21 protein-coding genes and 3 pseudogenes are annotated in these 23,307 nt (G+C 71.5%); 19 read left to right on the top strand and 5 right to left on the bottom strand.

Annotated elements, in window-relative coordinates:
* Nucleotides 1–2 precede the first annotated feature (2 nt).
* The 11 genes from ACFYY7_RS39235 to ACFYY7_RS39185 all read left to right on the top strand — a co-directional run bounded on the left by ACFYY7_RS39235 (nt 3) and on the right by ACFYY7_RS39185 (nt 11,596).
* Nucleotides 3–1,910 carry a polyketide synthase gene (locus ACFYY7_RS39235; protein ID WP_388669301.1) on the top strand — a complete coding sequence of 636 codons (1,908 nt, stop codon included), beginning with the start codon at nt 3–5 and terminating at the stop codon, nt 1,908–1,910.
* Nucleotides 1,907–2,731, top strand: a complete 825-nt coding sequence (locus tag ACFYY7_RS39230; RefSeq protein ID WP_376315034.1) for a 4'-phosphopantetheinyl transferase family protein — start codon at nt 1,907–1,909, stop codon at nt 2,729–2,731. The genes ACFYY7_RS39235 and ACFYY7_RS39230 overlap by 4 nt, the downstream gene beginning before the upstream one ends.
* A gap of 222 nt (nt 2,732–2,953) precedes the next feature.
* Entirely contained in the window at nt 2,954–3,913 is a 960-nt protein-coding gene (locus tag ACFYY7_RS39225; RefSeq protein WP_388669297.1) for an MBL fold metallo-hydrolase, read from the top strand.
* Between the two features lie 233 nt (nt 3,914–4,146).
* Entirely contained in the window at nt 4,147–4,968 is an 822-nt protein-coding gene (locus tag ACFYY7_RS39220; protein ID WP_266738047.1) for an AfsR/SARP family transcriptional regulator, read from the top strand.
* Between the two features lie 185 nt (nt 4,969–5,153).
* Nucleotides 5,154–5,915, top strand: a complete 762-nt coding sequence (locus tag ACFYY7_RS39215; protein WP_388669294.1) for a thioesterase II family protein — start codon at nt 5,154–5,156, stop codon at nt 5,913–5,915.
* 5 nt (nt 5,916–5,920) lie between these two features.
* A complete protein-coding gene (locus tag ACFYY7_RS39210; RefSeq protein ID WP_388669291.1) occupies nt 5,921–7,189 on the top strand; it encodes a beta-ketoacyl-[acyl-carrier-protein] synthase family protein in 1,269 nt (422 codons plus the stop codon).
* The gene (locus ACFYY7_RS39205; RefSeq protein ID WP_388669288.1) at nt 7,186–8,487 is read left to right on the top strand and encodes a ketosynthase chain-length factor; all 1,302 of its coding nucleotides are present in this window, start codon (nt 7,186–7,188) and stop codon (nt 8,485–8,487) included. Before ACFYY7_RS39210 ends, ACFYY7_RS39205 begins: the two co-directional genes overlap by 4 nt.
* A gap of 58 nt (nt 8,488–8,545) precedes the next feature.
* Entirely contained in the window at nt 8,546–8,809 is a 264-nt protein-coding gene (locus tag ACFYY7_RS39200; protein ID WP_388669285.1) for an acyl carrier protein, read from the top strand.
* A 19-nt stretch (nt 8,810–8,828) separates the two neighbouring features.
* A complete protein-coding gene (locus tag ACFYY7_RS39195) occupies nt 8,829–10,061 on the top strand; it encodes an FAD-dependent monooxygenase (RefSeq protein WP_388669282.1) in 1,233 nt (410 codons plus the stop codon).
* 774 nt (nt 10,062–10,835) lie between these two features.
* A complete protein-coding gene (locus ACFYY7_RS39190) occupies nt 10,836–11,288 on the top strand; it encodes a MarR family transcriptional regulator (RefSeq protein ID WP_266738034.1) in 453 nt (150 codons plus the stop codon).
* Nucleotides 11,285–11,596: a replication initiation protein, RepL2 gene (locus ACFYY7_RS39185; RefSeq protein ID WP_266738032.1), complete on the top strand. Its 312-nt coding sequence runs from the start codon at nt 11,285–11,287 to the stop codon at nt 11,594–11,596. The genes ACFYY7_RS39190 and ACFYY7_RS39185 overlap by 4 nt, the downstream gene beginning before the upstream one ends.
* A gap of 154 nt (nt 11,597–11,750) precedes the next feature.
* On the opposite strand, the pseudogene ACFYY7_RS39180 reads toward ACFYY7_RS39185, so the two are convergent.
* Together ACFYY7_RS39180 and ACFYY7_RS39175 are read right to left on the bottom strand one after the other, a co-directional pair.
* Nucleotides 11,751–12,044, bottom strand: a pseudogene (locus tag ACFYY7_RS39180) (HD domain-containing protein); the annotation flags it as partial.
* 301 nt (nt 12,045–12,345) lie between these two features.
* On the bottom strand, nt 12,346–13,002 hold the full coding sequence (locus ACFYY7_RS39175; protein ID WP_388669278.1) for a hypothetical protein: 657 nt from the start codon (nt 13,000–13,002) through the stop codon (nt 12,346–12,348).
* A gap of 529 nt (nt 13,003–13,531) precedes the next feature.
* Here ACFYY7_RS39175 and ACFYY7_RS39170 point away from each other — a divergent pair.
* From ACFYY7_RS39170 to ACFYY7_RS39155, 4 genes and pseudogenes are all read left to right on the top strand, one after another.
* Complete coding sequence (locus ACFYY7_RS39170; protein WP_388669275.1) at nt 13,532–14,071, top strand: ArsR/SmtB family transcription factor; 540 nt, start codon at nt 13,532–13,534, stop codon at nt 14,069–14,071.
* The gene (locus ACFYY7_RS39165) at nt 14,068–15,354 is read left to right on the top strand and encodes an MFS transporter (protein ID WP_388669272.1); all 1,287 of its coding nucleotides are present in this window, start codon (nt 14,068–14,070) and stop codon (nt 15,352–15,354) included. Before ACFYY7_RS39170 ends, ACFYY7_RS39165 begins: the two co-directional genes overlap by 4 nt.
* A 31-nt stretch (nt 15,355–15,385) precedes the next feature.
* A pseudogene (locus ACFYY7_RS39160) lies at nt 15,386–15,613 on the top strand (TetR/AcrR family transcriptional regulator); the annotation flags it as partial.
* Between the two features lie 17 nt (nt 15,614–15,630).
* Nucleotides 15,631–15,753, top strand: a pseudogene (locus ACFYY7_RS39155) (ATP-dependent DNA ligase); the annotation flags it as partial.
* Between the two features lie 186 nt (nt 15,754–15,939).
* Here ACFYY7_RS39155 and ACFYY7_RS39150 read toward each other — a convergent pair.
* From ACFYY7_RS39150 to ACFYY7_RS39140, 3 genes are all read right to left on the bottom strand, one after another.
* On the bottom strand, nt 15,940–16,395 hold the full coding sequence (locus ACFYY7_RS39150) for a VOC family protein (protein ID WP_388669269.1): 456 nt from the start codon (nt 16,393–16,395) through the stop codon (nt 15,940–15,942).
* 50 nt (nt 16,396–16,445) lie between these two features.
* Nucleotides 16,446–17,063: a hypothetical protein gene (locus tag ACFYY7_RS39145; RefSeq protein ID WP_388669266.1), complete on the bottom strand. Its 618-nt coding sequence runs from the start codon at nt 17,061–17,063 to the stop codon at nt 16,446–16,448.
* Between the two features lie 405 nt (nt 17,064–17,468).
* The gene (locus tag ACFYY7_RS39140) at nt 17,469–17,939 is read right to left on the bottom strand and encodes a nuclear transport factor 2 family protein (RefSeq protein ID WP_388669263.1); all 471 of its coding nucleotides are present in this window, start codon (nt 17,937–17,939) and stop codon (nt 17,469–17,471) included.
* Between the two features lie 131 nt (nt 17,940–18,070).
* Here ACFYY7_RS39140 and ACFYY7_RS39135 point away from each other — a divergent pair, with 131 nt between their 5' ends.
* The 4 genes from ACFYY7_RS39135 to ACFYY7_RS39120 are packed head-to-tail and all read left to right on the top strand — an operon-like array spanning nt 18,071 to nt 23,272.
* On the top strand, nt 18,071–19,672 hold the full coding sequence (locus ACFYY7_RS39135; RefSeq protein WP_388669260.1) for a class I adenylate-forming enzyme family protein: 1,602 nt from the start codon (nt 18,071–18,073) through the stop codon (nt 19,670–19,672).
* Nucleotides 19,669–21,429: an FAD-dependent oxidoreductase gene (locus tag ACFYY7_RS39130; RefSeq protein WP_388669257.1), complete on the top strand. Its 1,761-nt coding sequence runs from the start codon at nt 19,669–19,671 to the stop codon at nt 21,427–21,429. The genes ACFYY7_RS39135 and ACFYY7_RS39130 overlap by 4 nt, the downstream gene beginning before the upstream one ends.
* The gene (locus ACFYY7_RS39125) at nt 21,426–22,247 is read left to right on the top strand and encodes an SDR family NAD(P)-dependent oxidoreductase (protein ID WP_388669254.1); all 822 of its coding nucleotides are present in this window, start codon (nt 21,426–21,428) and stop codon (nt 22,245–22,247) included. The genes ACFYY7_RS39130 and ACFYY7_RS39125 overlap by 4 nt, the downstream gene beginning before the upstream one ends.
* A gap of 20 nt (nt 22,248–22,267) precedes the next feature.
* A complete protein-coding gene (locus ACFYY7_RS39120; RefSeq protein ID WP_388669251.1) occupies nt 22,268–23,272 on the top strand; it encodes an aromatase/cyclase in 1,005 nt (334 codons plus the stop codon).
* Nucleotides 23,273–23,307: the final 35 nt, after the last annotated feature.

Here is a 23,307-nt window from a genome sequence, read left to right as displayed (position 1 = left end):
CGATGGACGAGAAGGAAGTCCTGACCCGGTTCAAGAACGGCCATCTGGACCGGGCCCAGGCGGCCGCGCTGCTGACCGGCGCGGCCGGTGCCGTCGGCATCGCCGCCACCGGACCGGCGCCCGTCGTCCTCCGCCTGCCGGACGCCTGGCCCGAGTTGGAGGTCATGGAGGGTCCGGTTGCGGGCCGTGCTGTCACCCCTGCGCCTGTCGCCCCGGCCCCTGCACCTGCCGAACCCGTCGCCGTGGTCGGGATGGCCGGGCGCTACCCGGGGGCGCCCGATCTCGCCGCCTTCTGGCGGCGGTTGCGCGCCGGGCACGGCAGCGTCTCGGCGCCGCCGCCCGGACGGCCCGGCGACGAGATCGGCCACTACCTGGAGCGCGTACAGGACTTCGACCCCGGGTTCTTCGGGATCGACGTGCGTGAAGCGGCCCTGATGGACCCCCAGGAGCGGCTGTTCCTGGAGACCGCGTGGGAGGCCCTGGAGGACGCCGGATGCACCGGCGGCCGGCTGGACGCCCTGACCGCCGCGGACGGGACGGCGCGCAGTGTCGGCGTGTTCACCGGAGCGGGCAGCGGTGACTACGCGCTGCTCGCGGCCGGTACGTGGACGTCCGAGCGGCCCCGGCCGATGCCCGGCGGCGGACGGTGGAGCCTGCCCAACCGGTTCTCGTCCCTGCTCGGCCTCACCGGCCCCAGCCAGTCGGTGGACACCGAACAGTCCTCCGTGCTCGTCGCCCTCCATCTCGCACTGGCAGCCCTGCACCGGGGCGAATGCGCTGCCGCGCTCGTGGGCGGCGTCCAGCTGCTCCTGCACCCGTCCAGCCGGCGGCCCGGAGCGGGCGAAGGCGTCGGTGTACTGCTCCTCAAGCCCCTGGCGCGGGCCCTGGCCGACGGCGACAGCATCCACTGCCTGGTCCGCGGGAGCGCCGTGGGCCACCTCGCACCGGACTCCGCGGCCCAGGGCCCCGGCCGCCGCTCCCGGACCGCCGACGCGGCCCCGGCGCACGCCGCCGCGCTGCGGGTGCCGCACGCGGCACTGCGCGCGGCCGGTGTGGAGGCGTCGGCCACCGTTGTCCGGGAGGACGCCGGATCCGTACGCGCACTCGTCGGCGAGGCCGGGGCGGCAACCGGGGCGGCCTCGCTCACCCGGGCGGTTCTCCAGCTGCGCCACCAGGTGCTGGCGCCCGGTCCGCGGCGTGCCGAGGCCGAGGCCTGGGAGCGCGAGGACGCGGCACCCCGCCGGATCCGCGTCGGGGTGCGCGGGGCGGGCGGCGCGGACGCGCACGTGGTCCTGGAGGAGTACCTCCCGGCCGACGCGGGCGCGGGCCTGGTGGCGGCAGCGGACCCGGGAACGGGAACGAAAACGGAACCGGTGGCGGGAACGGACCCGGTGACGGCGGACCCGGATCCGGAGCCGGCCGGGGCCGGTGAGCTCTTCGTCCTGTCCGCTCCCACCCCCGCGCATCTGGCCGCCACCGCACAGCGGTTCGCGGAGCTGCTCGGTGGCACCGGGCCGGGGCCGGTGCCACCGCTCGGGGCGCTCGCACGGGCCCTGCGTACCGGCCGGTCCGCCATGGACTGCCGGTTCGCGGCCGTCGTCGGCGACACCGGCGAACTGGTGGACGCACTGGAGCAGTTCGTACGGGACGGTGCGCCCTGCGCCGACCTGAGGGACGGCGGCGCCGACCCGCTGGGGCTGGCCGACGCACCCGAGACGGACGGGTATCTTGCCGCGCTGTGGCAGGCCGGGCGGCTGCACCAGCTGTGCGGCCTGTGGCTGTCCGGGCTCGACATTGACTGGGCCGTCCTGGAGCGGGCCCACGGAGCGGGTGCCGTGTCCGTACCGCTGCCCGCGTCCGCGTTCCTGCGCGTCCCGCTGTGGCTGGGCGGCGAGGAGGGCCCGGCATGACCGCGCTGACCTCCGCCCGCCCCGCCGAGCCGGGCAAGTCCGAGCCGGAACCCGTCAATCTGTGGTTCTGCCCCAACGACGAGCTCACGCCTCAGATCGCCGCCACCCTGGCCTCGCACTGGCTGGACGAGAACGAACAGGAGGTGGCGGGCCGCTTCCTCTTCGAACGCGACCGCCGCCAGTACCTCGTCGCCCACGCCCTGGTGCGCCGGGTGCTGGCGCTGGAGACCGGCATCCCCGAGGCCGAGGCGATCATCTGGCGTTCCTCGCGCGGGCGGCCGTTCCTCCAGACGCCCGCCGGGGGGCTGCCGCGCGGCGCCGACACCCTGGACTTCAACCTCTCGCACGCCAACGCGTACAACCTGCTGGGCGTTTCGCGCGGGCTGCGCATCGGCGTCGACGTCGAGCGGCTGGACCGCGGTGAACGCGGCCTGGAGAACATCATCGCCACCTTCGCCGCCGAGGAGCAGGCCTGGATCGCCGGGGCGGCCCCCGGGCGGTCGAGGGACCGGCGCGCGCTGCGCCTGTGGACGCTGAAGGAGGCGTACTCCAAGGCGCGCGGGCTGGGGCTCGGACTGCCCTTCGACTCCTTCGCGTTCACCCTGGCCGAGGACCGGGGCGTGCTCGCCTTCCGGCCGCCCGCCGACGACTCGGCCGCCTGCTGGCGGTTCCTGGAGATCGAACCGGTGCCCGAGGCGCTGGCCGCGGTGGCGGTGGAGGTCGACTCCGGGCAGGTACCGGCCGTTCAGCTGCACCACGGGTTCCCCTGGGGCCGCGCCGCTCCGCGCCGTCTGGTGTTGCAGGAGACCGCCGGTGTGTGACGGCCCCGGCCTTTGCACCGTGGCCGGAACCACACCCCTGTAGCGGCGATGAATGAGGCGGAGAATTCCGCTGGAGTAATTCCTGACAATCGCCGGGAAAACGCTTGAAGGACGGTCGAGACGGCGGAAGAGACAGGCCGGGATCCGGATAGCGTGAATTCGGATTCTGGATCACCGGCGGGCCCCGCCGTGGCCCGTCGATGACGAAGAAAGAGGTGCCCCGTGCATGCCGCCACCGATGCCGTCGATGCCGTCGATGCCATCGATTCCGCCGACGTCACCGACGTCACCGATGTCATCGAGGTGGCCGAGGGGGTTCACGCGTACGTCCAGGGCGCGGGCGGCTGGTGCCTGAACAACGCGGGCATCCTCACCGACGGCGGCCACAGCGCGCTCATCGACACCGCCGCCACCGAGAGCCGGGCCCGCCGGTTGCGCAGGGCCGCCCTCGCACTGGCGCCCCACCCGCCGCGCGCCGTGGTCAACACGCACTTCCACGGCGACCACACCTACGGCAACTTCGTCTTCCCCGAAGCCCTGACCATCGGCCACGAGCGGACCCGCACCATGGTCCGGGCGGCCGGGCTGCACATGGCCGGCCTGTGGCCGGACGTCTGCTGGGGCGACATCGAGATCACTCCGCCCGAGCTGACCTTCCAGGACCGTACGACGCTCCACGTGGGCGCGATCAGGGCCGAGCTCATCCACATCGGCCCGGCCGCGCACACCACCGACGACACCATCGTCTGGCTGCCCGACCAGGGCGTTCTGTTCACCGGTGACCTCGTGATGAACGGCGTCACGCCGTTCTGCGTCATGGGCTCGGTCACCGGATCCCTGCGCGCCCTGGAGCAGTTGCGCGCCCTGGGTGCCACGACCGTCGTCCCCGGGCACGGGCCGGTCGGCGGCCCGGAGATCCTCGACGTCAACGAGGCGTATCTGCGCCGGATCCGGAGGCTGGCCAAGGAGGGCACCGAAGCCGGGGCGACCCCGCTCGAACTGGCCCGGACCGCCGGCCCCGGCCCGTACGCGCACCTGCTCGACAGCGAGCGCCTGCTTCCCAACCTGCACCGCGCGTACGCCGAGGAGCAGGGTTTGCCCGAGGGCTCGCCGCTGGACGTCCCGGCCCTCTTCGCGGAGATGGCCGAGTACCACGGCCGCCCTCCGGAGTGCCTCGCCTGAACCGCCCCGGGCACCCGGAAGCCGGTCCCGCGGCCCCTCGGCGGCCGGTCGTTTCTCTATGTTTCTCGCCCCCAGAACGGAATTCACCTGCGTTTTTCCGGTGCGCGGTCGGTGTGGCGGAGGGTTGCTCGACACCGGCTTGAGAATTTCGGGACATTGCCCTGTGTCCCGCTACTGTTCGGGAAGTCGAAGGCTGAAAATCGATGGGAACTCGACGAATTACGGAGGAGACCGTGAAGATTCAGGTTCTGGGTCCGTTGAGTGCCGAGGTCAACGGGGGCTCGATTGTTCCGACGGCCGGCAAGCCGCGTCAGATTCTGGCGTTGCTCGCGCTGTACCCGGGGCGGGTGATGCCCGTACAGACCCTCATGGAGGAGATCTGGGGCACCGAACTTCCGCAGAGCGCGCTCACCACCCTGCAGACGTACATCCTGCAACTGCGCAGAAGACTCGGCACGGCCATGGGGCCGGGCGCTCCGGGCAACGCCAAGGACGTGCTCGCGACGCGGCACGGCGGCTACCTGCTCCAGATACCGTCGGACTCCGTGGACGTCCACGCGTACGACAGTCTCGTGGCCGAAGGACAGGGCGCGTTCGAGACGGGGGACGACGAGCGCGCGGCCGAACTGCTGCGCAAGGCCCTCGGGCTGTGGAACGGTCAGGCGCTGGTCGACGTCCGGGTCGGGCCGATCCTGGAGATCGAGGTCATGCGGCTGGAGGAGAGCCGGCTCGTGACGATCGAGCGGCGCATCGACGCGGACCTCCGGCTCGGCAGGCACGCCGAGGTCATCGCCGAGCTGACCGAACTGATCGCCCGGCACCCGCAGCACGAGGGGCTGCACTCGCAGGCCATGGTCGCGCTGTACCGCTCCGGCCGTCAGGCCACCGCCCTGGACGTCTACCGCAGGCTGCGCGGCCGCCTGACGGACGAGCTCGGTGTGGAGCCGTCCCCGCAGCTGCAGCGCCTGCACCAGGCGATGCTGACGGTCGATCCCGCGCTGGACGTGATGGCGGGGCCGCGCCGCGGATCGACGTTCGACCTCTACGCGGCGTAACTCCGGCCGCAGCCGGGGCGCCCCCACCGCCCCGCCGCGCCCTCATCCACTGCCCGCCGCGCCCGTCATTCACCGCCCGTCGTCCCGCCGCAGCGCGGCCTCGCACCCTGCAGACCCGTTCGAGCCCTTCTCGAGCGAGGTCGGTGAGGGTGGAGGCCGACGTGGCGGTTCTCGGGGAGGTGGCGATGGGCGACAGTCAGACCCTGCGGCTGCACTGCTTCGCACACGCGGGAGCCGGAGTGTCCTCGTTCCACCAGTGGGACAAGGCCGCCGGCGGTGCGGTGCGGACCTCGGCCCGGCCGTTGCCGGGAAGGGACAAGCGGCGCCGTGAACCCCGGCTCACTGGACGCGAGGAGCTGCTCGCAGACCTGGGGCCCCTGTTCGAGCGGATAGCCGAGGAGCCGGCGCAGCCGTACATGCTCTACGGGCACAGCCTCGGAGCGATGGTCGCCCTCACGGTCACCCAGGAACTGCGGAAGACCGGGCTGCCGATGCCCGCGCTGCTCGCCGTCGGGGCCTGCCCGCCGCCCCACGCACCGGCCGCACTCATGGACGCCGCCGAGCTGCCCGACGAGGAACTGCTGCGCGTACTGGACGGGTTCGGCGCGCTGCCGCCCGGGGTGCGGCAGGGAGACGTGTGGTTCCGGTCGGTGTTCCCGGTGCTCCGCGCCGATCTGCGGCTCGTCCGCAACCTCCGTGCCGCCGCCACCGGGCCGGCGGCACCCGGCCCCGTGCCCGTGCCGCTGCTCGCGATCGCCGGGCGCGAGGACCCCCTCGCCGATGCCGGGGCCGTCGCGGGCTGGGAACGCTGCACCACCGGGAGGTTCGTCCGGCGCACCGTGCCCGGCGGCCACTTCTTCGTACGGGGCCGCGAACTGCCCCGGATGCTCGGCCGGGCCGCCCGCATCGTGCTGCGCGGCCACCGCGACCAGACAGGACAGGGGTAAGGGCGATGAGACGAGTCGTCATCACGGGCATCGGGGTCGTGGCCCCGGGTCGTCCGGGCACCAAGGAATTCTGGGCGCTGCTGACCGAGGGCCGCACGGCCACCCGCGCCATCACACTCTTCGACGCCTCCGGCTTCCGCTCCCGGATAGCCGCCGAGGCCGACTTCGACCCGCAGGAGTCCGGCCTCACCGCCGAGCAGTCCGGGCGCCTGGACCGCGCAGCCCAGTTCGCCGTCGTCAGCGCCCGGGAGGCGTTGGCCGACAGTGGCCTGGCCGGTACGTACGACGCCACGCGCACCGGCGTCACCCTGGGCAGCGCACTCGGCTGCACCACCGGGCTCGACGCCGAGTACGGGGTGGTCAGCGAGCAGGGCACCCGTACCCTCGTCGACCACACCAGGGCCGTGCCCCACCTGTACGACTACTTCGTGCCCAGCTCCATGGCGGCCGAGGTGGCCCGCACGGCCGGTGCCCAGGGGCCCGTGGCGCTGGTGTCCACCGGCTGCACCTCCGGCCTCGACGCGATCGGCCACGCCGTGGACCTGATCCGCGAGGGAAGCACCGACGTGATGGTCACCGGTGCGGCCGAGGCACCCATCACCCCGATCACGGCTGCCTGCTTCGACGCCATCCGCGCCACCTCCACCCGCAACGACGAACCGGAAACCGCCTCCAGGCCCTTCGACCACACCCGTAACGGCTTCGTCCTGGGGGAGGGGGCCGCCGTCCTCGTCATCGAGGAGTACGAGCACGCCCGCAGCCGCGGCGCGCACATCTACGCCGAGATCTCCGGCTTCGCCTCGCGCAGCAACGCCTACCACATGACCGGGCTGCGACCCGACGGGGTGGAGATGGCCGCCGCGATCACCGCCGCGCTCGACGAAGCGCGGCTGCTGCCCGCGGACATCGACTACATCAACGCGCACGGCTCCGGCACGAAGCAGAACGACAAGCACGAGACCGAGGCGTTCAAGCGCAGCCTGGGGCAGCGGGCCCACGAGGTCCCCGTCAGCTCCATCAAGTCGATGATCGGGCACTCGCTCGGCGCGATCGGGGCCCTCGAAGTGGCCGCCTGCGCCCTGGCCATCGAGCACGACACGGTCCCGCCGACGGCGAATCTGCACGAACCCGACCCGGCCTGCGACCTCGACTACACCCCGCTCACCGCACGCCATCTGCGTACCGACGCGGTACTGACCGTCGGCAGCGGCTTCGGCGGCTTCCAGAGCGCGATGATCCTGACCAGCCCGAGCCTGGAGGGCGCAGCCGCATGACGACCGTCATCGCTCCCCGCGACCGCACAGAAGTTCCCCGCGACCGCGCCGAATCCGCCACCGGCGGGCCCGCGCGCACCGCCGAGGCCGTCGTCACCGGGATCGGCGTCGCCGCCCCCAACGGCCTCGGCACCGAGGCGTGGTGGGCGGCCACCCTGCGCGGCGAGAGCGGCATCCGTCCGCTGACCCGGTTCGACGCGGGCGGCTATCCGGTGAAGCTGGCCGGTGAGGTGCCCGGATTCGTCGACGCCGACCATGTCTCCAGCCGACTGCTGCCGCAGACCGACCGGGTCACCCGGCTCTCGCTCGCCGCCGCCAAGGAGGCGCTCGACGACGCCGGAGCCGACCCGGCACAACTGCCCGACCACGCCGCGGGTGTGGTCACCGCCAACTCCTTCGGCGGCTTCGAGTTCGGCCAGCGAGAGCTTGAGGCGCTGTGGAGCAAGGGCGGCCGGCATGTCTCGGCGTACCAGTCCTTCGCGTGGTTCTACGCGGTCAACAGCGGCCAGATCTCCATCCGGCACGGACTGCGCGGAGCCTCCGGGGTGATCGTCTCCGAGCAGGCCGGCGGCCTCGACGCCATGGCGCACGCCCGCCGCCAGATCCGCAAGGGTGCCCGGCTCGTGGTCACCGGAGGCATCGACTCCGCACTGTGTCCGTGGGGTTGGGCGGCCTATGTCGCCGGTGGCGGGCTTTCCGGCCGCGTGGACCCGGCACGCGCCTATCTGCCCTTCTCCGAGGACGCGAGCGGCCATGTCGTGGGCGAGGGCGGTGCGCACCTGATCCTTGAGAACGCCGAGGAGGCACGCCGTCGCGGGGCCCAGGTGTACGGAACGCTCGCCGGGCACGCCGCCACCTTCGACGCGGACGGGGTCTGCCGGCTCGGCGCGGCCGCGGAACTCGCCCTCGCCGACGCGGGCCTGCACCCCGACGAGGTGGATGTCGTCTTCGCCGACGCCGCGGGGGACCGCATGGCCGACCGTGCCGAGGCGGAGGCGATCACCGCGCTCTTCGGCCCGTATGGGGTGCCCGTCACCGCGCCCAAGTCGATGACCGGGCGGCTGGCTGCGGGCGGCGCCGCCCTCGATGTGGCCGCCGCCCTGCTCACCCTGCGCGACCAGATCATCCCGCCGACCACCGGCACCGAAATCCCGGCGGACGACTGCCTGCTGAACCTGGTGACCGGAGCCCCCAGCCCCCGCCTGGGGCTGCCGCTGCGCACCGCGCTGGTACTGGCCCGAGGACGCGGCGGCTTCAACTCCGCCGTCGTAGTCCGGGCCCCCGAAGCCACCGCCTGAGCGACGCGCGCGCCCAGGAACCACCGAAGAACCGCACGACCGAGGAGAAGAGGCACCCATGGACCGGCTCGGACTCAGTGACCTGACCCGCATTCTGCGCGAGTGCGCGGGCGAGGAGGAGGGCGTCGACCTCGACGGAGACGTCCTCGACCTGAACTGGATGGAGCTCGGCTACGACTCCCTCGCCTTCCTGCAGACCGTCGGCCACATCGAGCGGGAGTACGGGGTGCTCCTCGACGAGGAGGCGCTGGACGAGGCCGACACCCCGCGCCTGTTCCTGACGATGGTCAACGAGGCACTCGCCGCCAGTGCCACGGTCTGAGCGGACGGCCGGCGAACCCATGGAAGCGCCCGGGACCGAGGTCCGCACGGAAGCGGCCGAGACCGACGTCTGCATCGTCGGGGCAGGGCCCGCGGGCCTCGCCCTGGCCCTCATGCTGCTGCGCTCCGGGGTCCGGGTGACGCTCGTCGAGCGCTCCACCGCGCTGCGCCGCACGTTCCACGGCGAGATCCTGCAACCCGGCGGTCAGCAGATCCTCGACGAGCTCGGGGTGCTCGACGCGGCGCGGGCCCGCGGGGCCGCGCCGCTGGGCGGCTTCCAGGTGCTGGAACGGGAGCGGGTGCTCCTGGACATCGACTACTCCCGGCTGCCCGCCCCGTACGACTGCCTGCTGGCTCTGCCCCAGCCGCACTTGCTGGACGAACTGCTCGCGGCCTGCCGTCGGCTGCCCGGGTTCACCCTGTTGGAGGGCCACCGGATCGCCGCCCTGCGTGAACGCCGTCCGGGCAGCCCCTGTACCGGCATCTTCGCGAACGGCCCGGACCGTACCCAGGTCAGCATCGAGGCCCGGGTCGTCGTCGGCGCAGACGGGCGGTTCTCGAAGACGCGCGCGCTGGCCGGGATCGACGCGGGGCGCTCCGAGTCCTTCGCGCACGACGTGGCGTGGTTCTCGCTGCGCGCGCCCGGCCGGGAGACCGGACGGGTACGGGTGCACCGCGCGGCCGGCAGCGCCGTACTCGTCCACGACACCCACCCCGACCGGCTGCGCGTCGGCTGGACCCTGCCGCACGGCGGCTGGCGCCAGGTCGCACGGCGCGGGATCGACGACATCCGGGCGGAACTGGCCCGTGCACTGCCGCAGTTCGAGGACCTGCTGCACGACCAGATCAGGTCGATGAGCGACCTCACCCTGCTCGACGTGTTCGCCGCACACGCCCGCGAATGGGTGCGCGACGGGCTCGTCCTCATCGGGGACGCCGCCCACACCCACGGCCCCATCGGCGCCCAGGGCATCAACCTGGCCCTTCAGGACGCGGCCGCCCTGCACCCCGTCCTGCTCGACGCGCTCGCCGCCGGGCAGCCGACCCGCGAACGCCTGGCACCCTATGCCCGGCTGCGCGCCCCGGCCGCGGCATCGGTCCACCGGATGCAGCGCATGCAGGCGAAGGCCATGTTCGGCGGCGGCAACCCCGTAGCCGGCTTCTTGCGCGCCCGCGCCGCGACCCTGGTGACCCACACCCGGCTCGGCGCCCTGATCACCCACAAGGTGGCCTACGGCACCGGATCTCCTTGACCCTGCGCAGCACCAGCAGTACCAGGCGGCAAGGGAAAGCGGCTCTCCACGCCCATCGGTCGGTGCATCCTCGGCCCTGGCGGGCCTCCGGTGCACCGACGGGGTCCGCAGGTGGTCGGGCGGCTGCAGACCGGTGGGGGCGGTGGGGAACGGAGTGGCTGAGGCCGGGCGGGGCTGATCGAGACATACGTGGCGGGTGTTCCGTCGGCTGCGGCCGCGTCGTGGCGTGCTTTCGCGGGCTGAGGCCGGAGGATGCGGGCGAGGTTTTCACCGACGGGAGCGAGCTGGGCTCGCGCCGAAGGCCCTGTCGGGAAGCGCTGGGCCCAGCGCTTCCCGACAGCTTTTCACGGCTCGGGGCGCTGTGAAGCTGTCGGATCGACGGCCTGTCCTACCTGTTAGAGAGCGCGCAGACGTCAAAGGCGTCTTGGCCTGTGGAAACGCATTTTTCATCAGGTTCCGACGATCTGGCACCCAGTTCTCAGCGTCGTGCACCCAGTTCCTGAGATCAGGGCAGGCAGTTTCAAGGATCGTGGTGCCCATGTCCTGAGAACCGTGACCACTGCTGCAGGACCTGACTAGATTGACGTCACGTACATGAGTAGATGCCATGACTGGGCGGCCACGGCCGCGGCGACGGATGGACGGCAGGTCGATCGGCACGCCCTGGAGGCGGGGTCCATCCACTTGGTGCTCATGTACGTTAAGTTCATCTGGTCGGCCCGCAGGGTCGCTGCTCATGCACATCACAGCAATGCCCATTCAGGGGAGGGCCCGTTGGGAGCGGTACGCAGACTGGTCGATGCCGACACAGGCGAGGCCATCCCCTATGCGCCCTACGCCTTCTCCGGCGAACACATCCAGGTCGACAAGGCCAGGGTCGAAGCGATCACCGAGAGCAAGGAATTCACCCCGAGCCAGAAGTTCATGGTGCTGTGGTGGATCGGGGTCTCCCCGCAGGGCATGGCACCGCTGAGAGCGACCGGTGCGGACATCGCCAAGAAGGTCGGCATGACCGCCGACGCCGTGGGCAAGATCAACCGGAAACTCCTCAAGCGGCGCATCCTGATCGAGCGCGGGCGCATCGGCAACTACAGGCTGTACCGCATCAGCCCGTACATCGCCTTTCACGGACCCGGGATCGAGCAGCGGGAAGCGATCAGGACGTGCAACCCGCCGGACATCCCCGGCTTCGACAACACCATCCCTTCGCTCTGGGAGGCCCAGTGAACAACGACGACAAGCAGAGGCTCCTGGACGTCCTCCATCGCACCGTCGGCATGACCGCCAACCAGCGCCTGGTCGTCATGCTCTACGCGATGCACCCCACCGACCGTGCCGGTGCCGTCATCGAGACCGGCGCCAACCTCGCCAAGCTCGTCGGCATGTCTCCGACTGTCTTCTCCCGGACCCGGCGCCAGGTCATCGAGGCCGGCTGGCTGGAGGAGTCCGACCGGCTCGCGCACATCAGCTACTACCGGCTCAGCGTGAAAAGCACAGGCGAGGACGTCGTCATCCCCCTGCGCCGCGCAACCTGAACGGCTCCGAGGAGCAGAGCTCATGTACGTGAGGTCAATGAGCACCGATCCCAGGATCGGTGCTCATTGACCTCACGTACATGACGGTCGAGCGGGCGAGGTCAAAATGGGCATTACGCCCCCCTCTTCCGCCCCGGCACAAGGGGCGGTGGGGTTACTGTTTTCCCTCGCTCAGGGCGGTGCGCAGCCAGTCGAGGGTTCCCTGTGACAGCAGTTCATCGGCCAGCCGGTTCGCGGTTTCGGTGACGAGCCGCCTGCGGCTGTGGTCGATCCATCGCTGGGCGTTCTCGTAACCCTGCGCCTTGTATTCGATGCCCTGGAGGAGGCACTCCAGTTTGTCCGCGTCGCGGGCACAGATGGCTTCCGGTGATTCCTTGGCCTCGTACTCCGCGACCAGGTCACGGACCGCTGAGGCCAGGATCTCGGGCATGCCTGCTGTCCTGCCGGCGGCCCATTACCGCCGGGCTTCTGGATTCTTGAAGCTTTCTCATCTCGCCCGACCGGCCTGCGGTCTGAGTGAAGGCGAGGAGGCTCGGGCCGGCGGTACTGACAGTCGCAGGAGGCCCTCGCGACCGTCAGGCGCCGGCAGGCCGCCCGCGACCTGGCCCGGCGGCGATGACGGGGTGTGACCGGCAGCCGTCGACCTCGTCCGGGGACCGACCGCTGATCGCCGCACAGAGGTGACTGGTCTTGTGCTCGGCGACACCGGGCCCGCGCAGATGACGTAGTTTCTGCCGCTCCTGGGGAAGCTATTTGATCTTCGCGGCGATGGTCCGGACGAACTCGGGGAGCACATCGTCCCGCCAGACGAAAGGTGCTGGGGCCGACTCGCCCTTGAAGGTCACGCTGCTCTGCCCGCCCACGGTGAACAGCAGCGGACCTTTGCGGCAGTTCCAACTTCCCTCGTAAGTACCGGTGATGACGCAGTGATCCGCGCCCTGTGCACCTTGGTTGGTATTGGATCCTGACACGAGGCGATCTTCGTAGCCGACAATCAGCTTGGGGTCGGCCACGGCCTCGATGCGGAACCAGAACTGGGTAGCGGCGTAGGTCTCGCCCGGAAGGCGCATGCTGTAGAGGCACTGGCCGGACTTGGCCCTGTCACTCTCCTTCCACGAGGAGTCGGCAGCGAAGTCCTTGATCGACAGAGCGCTGATCGGACGGCTTTCCTGTTCGATGTCCTTGGCATCAGGGAAGATCGCCTTGATCTCCTCCTGGTCCACGAACGAGCACGCGTCCGGCCACTGATTCGCGGCCAGGATTGCCCCACCCTTGAGTTCAGGAAGGTTGACAGTCGCATCTCGGGGGGCGGCCTTGCCTATCGCAACATCACCCTCGGACGACATGTACGTAGCGACCAGGAGCGTCAGCAGCACGACATTTGACATCAGCAGGGTGAGCATCATGGCTCTGTTCTTCCGCATGGCGGCCGATTCTCCCCGAACAGCGAGCTGATCGTCGACCGCATCCGCTGTACCGAGGCATCCCGCTGCCGGGAGATCCCGGACACAGCCGCAGAGCAAGACCGGCCTCGGTTCCCGTGAACCCAAGGGCCAGAGCCGCCGGACAAGACTGAAGACCGATGAGTTCGCCCCAAAGCCCCGTCAGTTCGCGCGGACTCATGGGCCTTACCGGGTGTGAGTGGTTGAGGTACGGAAGGTGTCGCTGAGATTGATCCCGGTCTGATCTGCCTGCTGCGTGGGGGCTTCGAGCCGGCGGGGCACTGCGCCGGCGCGTAGCTCGCACAGGTCCGGGATACGGCGCTCCGGGGTTCTTGAACACCTGAGGGTGCCACGGTTTCTTGACGGCTCAAGGACTCGGGCGGTCCGGCTGAGCTTCCGCGACGGAGCGAAGGCCTCACGTGCTGGACAGGCGATTCCGGACGCCCGAACAAACCGCTTGCCTAATGGTCAAGAAGTGTTGACCATTAGGGGCATGGCTACCGAAGATGTTCCCGAGACGCTCCACGTCACCACTGACGAGCAGCTGCGCGCCGTCTCCAATCTCACGCGCCACCGGATCATGGCCGTGCTCCGCTTCGAGCCCGCGACGATCACGCAGATCGCCGAGCGAGTGGGCCTTGCGAAGGGGAGTTCCAGCTACCACGTACGGCTGCTGGAGCGGGCCGGCCTGGTGAAGGTGGTGCGGACGCGGAAGGTCCGGGGGGTCACCGAGCGGTACTACGCGATGGCCGCGCGGGCGATCGTGCTGCCGGATCCGGGCGAGGGAGGGCCGGATGTGCTGATGCGGCACGCGGTGGCGGACCTGGAGGCAGCGCCCGCGGATGGCGAGCGGCACGTACGGATGGCGCATCTGCGGCTCACCGAGGAGCAGTTCGCCGAGCTGGGGGCGCGGCTGCAGGCGCTGGCGGACGAGTACCGGGAGCTGTCCGATCCGTCGCTGCCGGACGCGTCACTCGTCTTCGCACTGTTCCACCCGGCATCACGCGAGCAGACCGAAGGGGACACCGAGTGACCTCAGACGTCCGGAAGTTGCCGAACGGGTTCGGACGGCTGTGGACCGCGCAGACGATCTCCTCGCTCGGTGACGGGGTGACGCATGCCGCGCTGCCGCTGCTTGCGTTGACGTTGACGCGGGATCCGATGGCGCTCGCCGTCGTCACGGCCGCCGGAACGCTGCCGTGGCTGCTCTTCGGGGTGCTCGGCGGTGCGCTGGTGGACCGCTGGGACCGCCGGCGCACGATGTGGGTCACGGACGCGGCACGTGCGGTGCTGCTCGCGATACCGGCGGCAGCGGCCGCGCTCGACGTGCTGAGCATTCCACTGCTCGCGGCCGTCGCCTTCCTCCTCGGCCTCGGCGGACTCTTCTTCGACACGGCCGCCACGGCCTATCTGCCGGATCTGCTCGGCCGCGACCCCGCGCTCCTGGAGCGCGCCAACTCCCGCCTGCGCGGCACCCAGACCGCCGCGTCCGGCTTCGCCGGGCCGCCCGCGGGCAGTGCCCTGCTCGCGCTCGGCCGGGCGGTCCCGCTGCTCGCCGACGCGGTCTCGTTCGCGCTCTCCGCACTGCTCGTACGGTCGCTGCCCGCCGCACCCCGGCCCGTACCGCAGGCCCGTGAGTCGCTGCTGCGGCAGGCGCGGGCCGGCGCCTCGTACGTCTTCCGGGATCAGCTGCTGCTCGGGCTCGCGCTGCGTCCGGCGGTCGGGAACATCGCCTTCCTCGCCGTGGAGACCGTGCTCGCCCTCTTCGCGCACGATCGTCTCGGCATCGGCACCTTCGGCTTCGGCCTGCTCCTCACGGCGGAGGCCACCGGCGGTCTGCTCGGCGCGGGCATCGCCTCCTTCCTCGGCCGACGACTCGGCACCGGCACCGCGCTGACCTGCACGGCCGCAGTCGAGGGACTCGCCATCCTGGGCCTTGCCGCCGCCCCGAACCCGTACGTCGCCGGCCTCGCGCTCGCCGTCTGCGGCGCGGGCATGGGCGCCACGATGGTGCTCGGCCCCTCCCTCCGACAGGCGATCGTCCCCGCCCACCTGATGGGCCGGGTCGCTTCCACCTCCCGCATGCTCGCCATGTGCGCCGCCCCGTTCGGCGCCTTCCTCGGCGGCTGGCTGGCCACCACCTACGACGTACGCACCCCGCTCTACACCGCCGCCGGCCTCCTCCTCACCATGACCGCCATCACCGCGACCATGACCAGCAACCGCCGAGTCGAAGCGGCGCTGCGTGCCGCCGCCCCCGCCGCTGATCCAGATCACCCGGAATCCCGGGACCCCGTTCAGGAACGTGCCATTTAGGGTTCAGCGAGGTCGTCGAGCCAGCCCACGGCAGGCCGCGCTGATCGCCTCCGAGGGCGGTATCAGCACCCTCCCTCCGAAGGAGTACGAACAGGGCACGGAGCAGTTCCGCGTCGCGGTGCTGGGCGCCGACCCCGAGCGCTTCCCGGCCCTGGCCCACTTCGCCCGCGACATCCGCCCCCTCGGAGCAGACCGCCGCGCCGCATTCGAAGAGATCTTCGCCGCCCAACTCGCCCGCATCGAGGCCCAGATCCCCTGACGTGCCGGATCACAGGTGCGATGGCGGGAGCGCGGTGGGTGCTGCCGCGCCTGGCGGGCGAGGTCCGCTGCACGGGCCGGACCAGGGCGGGGCTGCTGCGGCAGCCTTCCTGGCACCGGCTGCGCACCGGCTGTGCCCCGGCCTCGCACCGGATGACATCACCCGACCCGGGCGCAGTTCGAGGAGTGCCTCCCATCCGGGCGTGGGCTCGGCCGACCAGCCGGTCCGTCAGCGTGTCCCGTGACGGTACTCAGCTCCTTGCGGTTCATCCGCTTGCATTCGGCAAGAGATCTTCGCCCCTGTGACCAGCACCGTCGCAACGGCCCTCAGACGACGTCGAATTCGTTGCCCTCGGGGTCCTGCATGGCGGCGGCGTAGAGCCCCATGTCCGGCTCATCCTTGGTCCGCAGCACGGTGGCACCGGCTTTGACCAGCCGTTCCACCGTAGCCTCGACCCGCTGTGTGCGGACGTCCAGCGGGACGTCCCGTCCCCCACCGACCTTCAGGTCCAAATGCCACCGGTTCTTGGCGACCTTCGGCTCCGGAACCTGCTGGAACCACACCCTCGGTCCACGTCCCGCGGGATCGATGATGGACTCCGGAATATCCCCGGCACCGGCCGGCAACTCCGCCTCGGGCACCCCCATCGCCGCCCAGTAGGCACGCCACGTGGCGTGGCCGCCAGGCGGAGGCTCAGGCACGTAGCCCAGGGCCTCGGCCCAGAAAGCCACCATTCTCTGCGGATCGGAGCAGTCGATCGTCAGCTGCACTGTCATCTCCATGCCCGGAGCATCCCAGGCAGGTCTGACAGACGATCCATTCGCAACCGGCCCTACCCGTGCCGGGTGAAGACTTCGCGGACGCCGGGCAGGTCCGCTTCCTTCTCCTTCTCGTCCTCGTACGAACCGTCCTCGTCCCGGATCGCCACGACGGTCTCCGGGGTGAAGTCCTGGCCGAAGCGGTAGTCGTCCAGGCAGTAGTCGAAGCCGGACTCGCCGAAGAGGTCCGCATCCTCGCGGCGGCAGTACTCCGCCAGGCCGTCGGACACGTGCCAGCGCGTGCCGTCGTACCAGAAGACACCGCCTGCGTAGTGAATCGTCCGGCCCGTCGCGGAGTCCGTGAGGTTCAGCGACTCGTAGTTCTCGGGACGGTCGCGAACCAGGGCGACGAGGGGCTCGGGGACGCCCTCGTAGAAGGACTCCTGGAGGGCGAAATCCTCCTCGGCGTACAGATTCAGCGCCGACTCGTGGTCGAACGTCAGCAGCAGCACGCGGCCGTCCTCCGCGAAGTACCAGACCGCGGACTGGCCGCCGCCGTCGTTCCAGGCCAGACGGCGTGCGCCGGTCACCGTCACCGGTTCGACCCCGGCGAGGTCGTCCATGATGGCCGCGCGGCGCCGCACTTCCGGGAGGGGCGTCGCTGCCAGGGCATCCCACATCGCGTTACTCATTCCCGCAGGCTATCCACCGCCTACGACAAGGCCGTCACCAACTACCTCGCCGCCCTCCACGTCTCCGCCGTCCTCATCTGGTCGGCAGGTTGATCCAGAAGAAACGCCTCAGGAGTGCTGGGGCCGGGGCCCCGCGACGGCGATCCCGGCCTGCTTCCGCGGGACCGACGGCCACCGCCGTACGGCGGCAACCGAGCCGTTGCCGTTGCCAGGCCTCGAACTACAGGCCCCGAAACGGGGGAATGAGGCGCAGCCGCCCCTGCCCGGCTGTGGTCGGGCAGGGGCGTAGCGGGTCATGAGCGGTGGCGGTCCGGCGGCAGACCGGACACAGCCGGGCTCGGTGATGCCGCCGGGGGCCGGTGGGTCCGATCGGGCCACGGTCGACCTGCGCCCCGGGCGCCCGGGTCACGCCAGGTCGTCGCGTGTCACGAGCCGGTGGACGACCCGCCAGTCGCCGCGCGAGCGCGCGAGGGTGTCCTCCATGACGCACACCCGGTGCACCCGGGCCTCGCCGCCCTTCGGGGTCAGGTACACCAGGGCGTACGCACGGGTGCGCAGCGTCCCATTGGGCTGTGGCTGGACGTCGACCATGCCCAGCCAGTGGCGCAGCTGCTCGCCGCTGCGCTCCTGCGCCTCCTTGTTGCGCCGCACGTTCGCGGCGAGCTCCTCCCGGCCCCGTACCGGCTGCGGCAGCGTCGGAACGTCGAACACGGCGTCCGGGGTGAACGTGCCCGCCCACTCCTGCGCGGCGAAGGAGTCGAACAGCTGCATCTGGTGGGCGTAGAACTGCTGGACCTCCGCATACAGCAGGCCGAACTGGCCGGGCTGCTGATCCGGCGGGCTCACATGGTGCCGCTCGGCGGCGAGCACGGTCATGGGCTGACTCCGTTCCGTCGGTTCCTGACAGCTTCTGCCCCGAAGATCGAGCGGCCTTCGAAGATTCCTCAAGCGCCCCCGCCAAGGCTTTCGAAGCGTTCACTCGCTTCGGGAGCCAGGAGGACAGCACCATGCCGACGTTCGTGTACCCGAGAATCCGGCTGGACGGCCTGCTTCGGCAGGCCGCGGTACGCGACCCGGCGGGCTGCGCCCTGCGCACGGCAGCCGGCCCGGTCACCTTCGCGGAACTCGACGACCGGGCCGACCGGATCGCCGCCTACCTCGAACACACCCTCGGCCGCCGCGGCGCGCGCGTCGGCGTGGCCAACACTCTCGACGCGGTCTTTCCCGCCGCGTACTACGGGACGGCGCGCAGCGGGAACACGGTCGTGCTGGTCAATCCGCTGCTCAGGGCGGAGGGCCTGGAACACGTCCTGGCCTCGGCAGCCGTCGAGGTGGCGTTCGTGCCCACGGCCACCGCCGAACTGCTGGTGAAACTGGCCGACCGGCTGCCCGCCCTGCGCACCGTCGTCGTCACCGACGCGTCCGAGGGGATCGTGCCTTCCGACGCCGTGCCGCTCCGGGCTGTGCTGGACTCCGTACCCGGCCGGCGCCCGCTGCCCGCCCTCGCCACCGATCTCGACGCGGACGTCTGCGTCCAGTTCACGACCGGAACCACCGGCCGGCCCAAGGGCGTCCGGCTCAGCCACCGCAATCTGGTCGCCAACGCCTCCCAGACCGCCGCCGCCCACCACCTCGGCAGCGACTCCGTCACCCTCAACCACCTGCCGCTCTACCACGTCATGCACCTCAACTCGGCGATGTACGCGGGCGCCGAGCAGGTGCTGTGCGCCGACCCCGACCCGTGGGCCTCGCTGCGCTACGCGGCGGAGGTCGGGGCCACCCACTACTACGGGCTACCCGCGCGCCTGCACCGCCTGGCCGGGGACGAGCGGCTCCTCGCGGACAGGGGAGGGGCGCCCGGCGGGGCGCGGCTGACGGTCGTACTGTCCGGCGGCACCGCGCTCGCGCCCCCGGCCGCCCGGGTGCTGAGCGAGCACATCGGCGTACCCGTCGTGCAGGGGTACGGGATGGCCGAGCTCTCCCCGCTCTCCCACTGCCAGAGCCCGCACGGGCCGGAGGCGGCGGGTGTGGTTGGTGGGGTCGGTGCGGTGGTGCCTGGGACCGAGTGCCGGATCGTGCACCTCGACACCCGCCAGGTGCTGGGCGCCCACGCCACCGGAGAGGTGCAGATCCGCGGGCCGCAGGTGATGGCCGGGTACCTGGACGACCCGGGGCCGACGCCCGTGGACGCCGACGGGTGGTTCTCCACCGGGGACGTCGGCCACCTGAACGAGGACGGGCAGCTGTTCCTCGTCGACCGGCTCGGCGACGTCTTCAAGCACGACAACGAACTCGTCTCGCCCAGCGCCGTCGAAGCGGTCCTCGGAGAGGACCCCCGGGTCACCGACTGCATCGCCGCCGACTGGCCCGACGACATCCACGGAGCGGTGGTCTGGACGGGCATCGTGCTGCGCGACCCGGCCGCCCCCGGCCTGACCGCGGTGGTCGACTCCATCGTCGAGCGGGCCAATGAACGCCTCGCACCGTACGAACGGATCCGCCGCGCCGAAGTGCTCGACGCGGTCCCGCGCACCCCCGTCGGAAAACCGGAACGACGCGTGTTGCGCCAGCAGCTGAGTACCCGTGCAGCCGAGGAGGCCGCCGTATGAACCGCATGGACCGTGTACTCGTCGTGGGCGCCGGGCCGGTGGGGCTGACCGCCGCCCACGAACTGGCCCGCCGGGGCCTGCGCGTACGGCTGGTCGACGCGGCTCCCGGGCCCGCGGCCACCAGCAGGGCGGTCGCGGTGCACCCGCGCACGCTGGAGACCTTCGACCAGATGGGAGTGGTGGAGCCGGTACTCGAACGCGGGCGCCACAACCGGGCGTTCACGATGTACGCCGGGGGAAGCCGCCTGGTCCGGCTGAACGCCGACTACCGGACCATGCCGACCCAATACCCGTACACCGTCATCATCGAGCAGACCCGCACCGAGGAGGTGCTGCGCGCGGCGGTGGCCCGGCTCGGCGTCACCGTCGAATGGGGCGTCCGGCTCACCGGCATCGCCCAGGACCGGCACGGCGTCCGGGCCGGTCTGGAGCACGCCGGCGGCACCACCGAGGAGTACGACGTCCCGTGGCTGGTCGGCTGCGACGGCGGCCACAGCACCGTACGCAAGGAACTGCGGCTGCCCCTGATCGGCGAGTCCAGCGAGACCTGGGAACTCGCCGACGCGACGGTCACCACCGAACTCCCGCAGGACAGCATCTACTGGGTGCACACCGGCGGGCAGGCCCTGATGATGGTCCCCTACCAGGACGAGGGACGCTGGCGGCTGCTCGACACCGCGCCCCGCCCCGGTGCCGACCCCGCGCAGGCAGCCGCCCGCTTCGGCGCCAAGCTCAGCGCCGGCCTCGGCCACCCGGTGACCGCCGGCGCACCCGACTGGTCCTCCGTCTTCACATTCCAGCAGCGCATGGTGCCGCGCATGCACGACGGCCGCTGCTTCGTCGCCGGGGACGCCGCCCATGTACACAGCCCCGCCTCCGGGCAGGGCATGAACACCGGCATCCAGGAGGCGTACAACCTGGCCTGGAAACTCGCCATGGTGGCCCAGGGCCAGGCCGGACGCGAACTGCTCACCACCTACGACGAGGAGCGCGTCCCCATCGGCAGGGCGCTGCTCGGCTCCACCCGCACGGCGACCTTCCTGGTCCAGTTCAAGAACACCCTGGCCGGTGTCATGCTGCCGGTCGTCTTCGGCGTCGTGCGCCGGGTGCCGCCGCTGCGCCGGGCCATCCAGCGCAAGGTGCTCGGCGGGCTGTCCGGGCTGCGGATCGGCTACCCGCACAGCTCGCTCACCACCGCCGGGTCCGGCCGGGGAATCGCCCCGGGCAGCCGGGCCGCGGCCGCCGTCGCCGCACGGCAGCCCGGTGACCCCGGGGCGGAGGAGCTGCGGGCCGAACTGCGCGACACCCGGTGGACCCTGCTGTACGCGGCGGGCGGGGGAGCGGAAGCGGACCTGGTCGCGGCGGACACGGCCCACGCCCACGCGTCCTGGCTGTCCGTGCGGACGATGCGCGCCGTCGGCGAAGCCACCGGCCCCGATCCGCTGGACGACCCGCGCGGGCGGCTGCGCGGGGCGATGGGCCTGGACGCGGGCGGCTGGCTGCTGATCCGCCCCGATGGCTATGTCGCGAGCGGCGGCGCCCGGCTGACCCGGCACGAACTGGAGCGGGCCCTGTCCCCGCTCGGCTCCCCGGTCCGGTCCGGGCGTGAGGCCCCGTTCGGCTCTCCGGTCCGGTCCGGGCATGAGGTTCCGGATCGGGTCCGTACGCGGTGCGGTCTCCAGCACTCGTCCGGCGTTCCTCAAGCGGTTCCGGACACGGTCGAGGCCACGACCCAAGAACTGGAGGCACCCCGATGACGGCACCGACGACGGCATCGACGGCGGCACCCGAGAGCCCGGTGGCGCTGGTCACCGGCGCCACGAGCGGCATCGGCCTGGCGGTGGCCAGGGACCTGGCCACCCGCGGACACCGGGTGTTCCTGTGCGCCCGCACCGCCGAGGCGGTCGAGGAGACCGTCGGAAAGCTGCGCGCCGACGGACTGGAGGTGTCCGGCACCGCCGCCGACGTGCGCTCCAAGGAGCAGGTGCGGTCCCTGGTCGCGGCGGCCGTCGCGGCCTACGGGCCGATCACGGTCCTGGTCAACAACGCCGGTCGCAGCGGCGGCGGTCCGACCGCCGACATCAGCGACGAGCTCTGGTACGACGTCATCGACACCAACCTCAACAGCGTCTTCCTGCTCACCCGCGAGGTGCTCAAGCACGGTGGGCTGACCGAGGCAGCGGCGGCGGGCCGCCACGGACGGATCATCAGCATCGCCTCCACCGCCGGCAAGCAGGGTGTGCTGCTGGGCGCCCCCTACTCGGCCTCCAAGCACGCCGTCGTCGGCTTCACCAAGGCGCTGGGCAAGGAGCTCGCCCCGTCCGGGATCACCGTCAACGCGGTCTGCCCCGGGTACGTCGAGACGCCGATGGCCGAGCGGGTGCGGGCCGGTTACGCGGCCGCCTGGGACACCACCGACGAGGACGTGCGGGAGCGGTTCGAGGCGAAGATCCCCCTCGGGCGCTACTCGACACCCGAGGAGGTGGCGGGACTGGTCGGCTATCTGACGACGGACCTCGCCGCTTCGATCACGGCCCAGGCGCTCAACGTCTGCGGCGGGCTGGGCAACTTCTGATGACGACCGGGAGACCGATGATGACGACCGGGCGGCCGATGATGGCGGACGGACGTACGACGCATGACGGGCGGACCCACCGCACGGTCCACGGGACCGAGGTGGCGGCACCCGCCGGGGTGGTCTACGGGCTGATCGCGGACGCGACCCAGTGGCCGCTGTACTTCCCGCCCAACGTGCACGTGGACCGGCTGGAGTTCGACGGCACGCACGAGCGCCTGCGCATGTGGGCGACGGCGAACGGCCGGGTGAAGGCCTGGACCTCGCACCGCGTACTGGACGCGGTGGCCCGGCGGATCGAGTTCCGCCAGGAGACCCCGGCGGCCCCGCTGTCGGCGATGACCGGCACCTGGATCGTCGAGCCGATCGGGGCCGAGACCTCGCGGCTGACCCTGCTCCACGACTTCTCGGTGGCCGGCGACCGTCCCGAGGACGTCGAGTGGGTGGAGCGGGCCACCGACACCAACAGCCGCGCCGAACTCGCCGGGATCGCTGCGCTGGCCGCGCAGTGGGCGCGGCTGGACTCGCTCGTGCTGTCCTTCGAGGACTCGGTGACGGTCGACGCCCCGCCGGAGCCCGTGTACGCGTTCCTGGAGCAGGCCGGGCGGTGGCCCGACCGGCTGCCCCACGTCTCGCGCCTCGACCTCACCGAGGAGCCGGGCGGCGTCCAGGTCATGTCGATGCAGACGCTCACCGCCGACGGTTCCTCGCACACCACCGAGTCGGTGCGGGTCTGCTTCCCCGACGCCGCCCGGATCGTCTACAAACAGACCGTCACCCCGGCCCTCATGTCGGCCCACACCGGCGTCTGGACGGTGGCACCCGGCCCCGCAGGGACCACCGTCGCCACTTCCCGGCACAGCGTCGTCCTCCGGGAGGAGGCGGTGGAACGGGTACTGGGCGCGGGCGCGGATCTCGCGAGGGCGCGGCGGTACGTACGCGAGGCGCTCGGCCGCAACAGCACCGCGACCCTGACCCACGCCAAGCGGTACGCGGAATCTGCGGAATCTCCAGTGGTCCTCTAGCGACTGCGGACAGCATCTGTACAGGATCCAGAGAG

The sequence above is a fragment of the Streptomyces sp. NPDC001933 genome, from assembly GCF_042890955.1.
In the GTDB taxonomy this organism is placed as follows: Bacteria; Actinomycetota; Actinomycetes; order Streptomycetales; family Streptomycetaceae; genus Streptomyces.
Note: the sequence above shows the minus strand (reverse complement) of the source record. Positions and strands in the feature narration are given on the sequence as shown.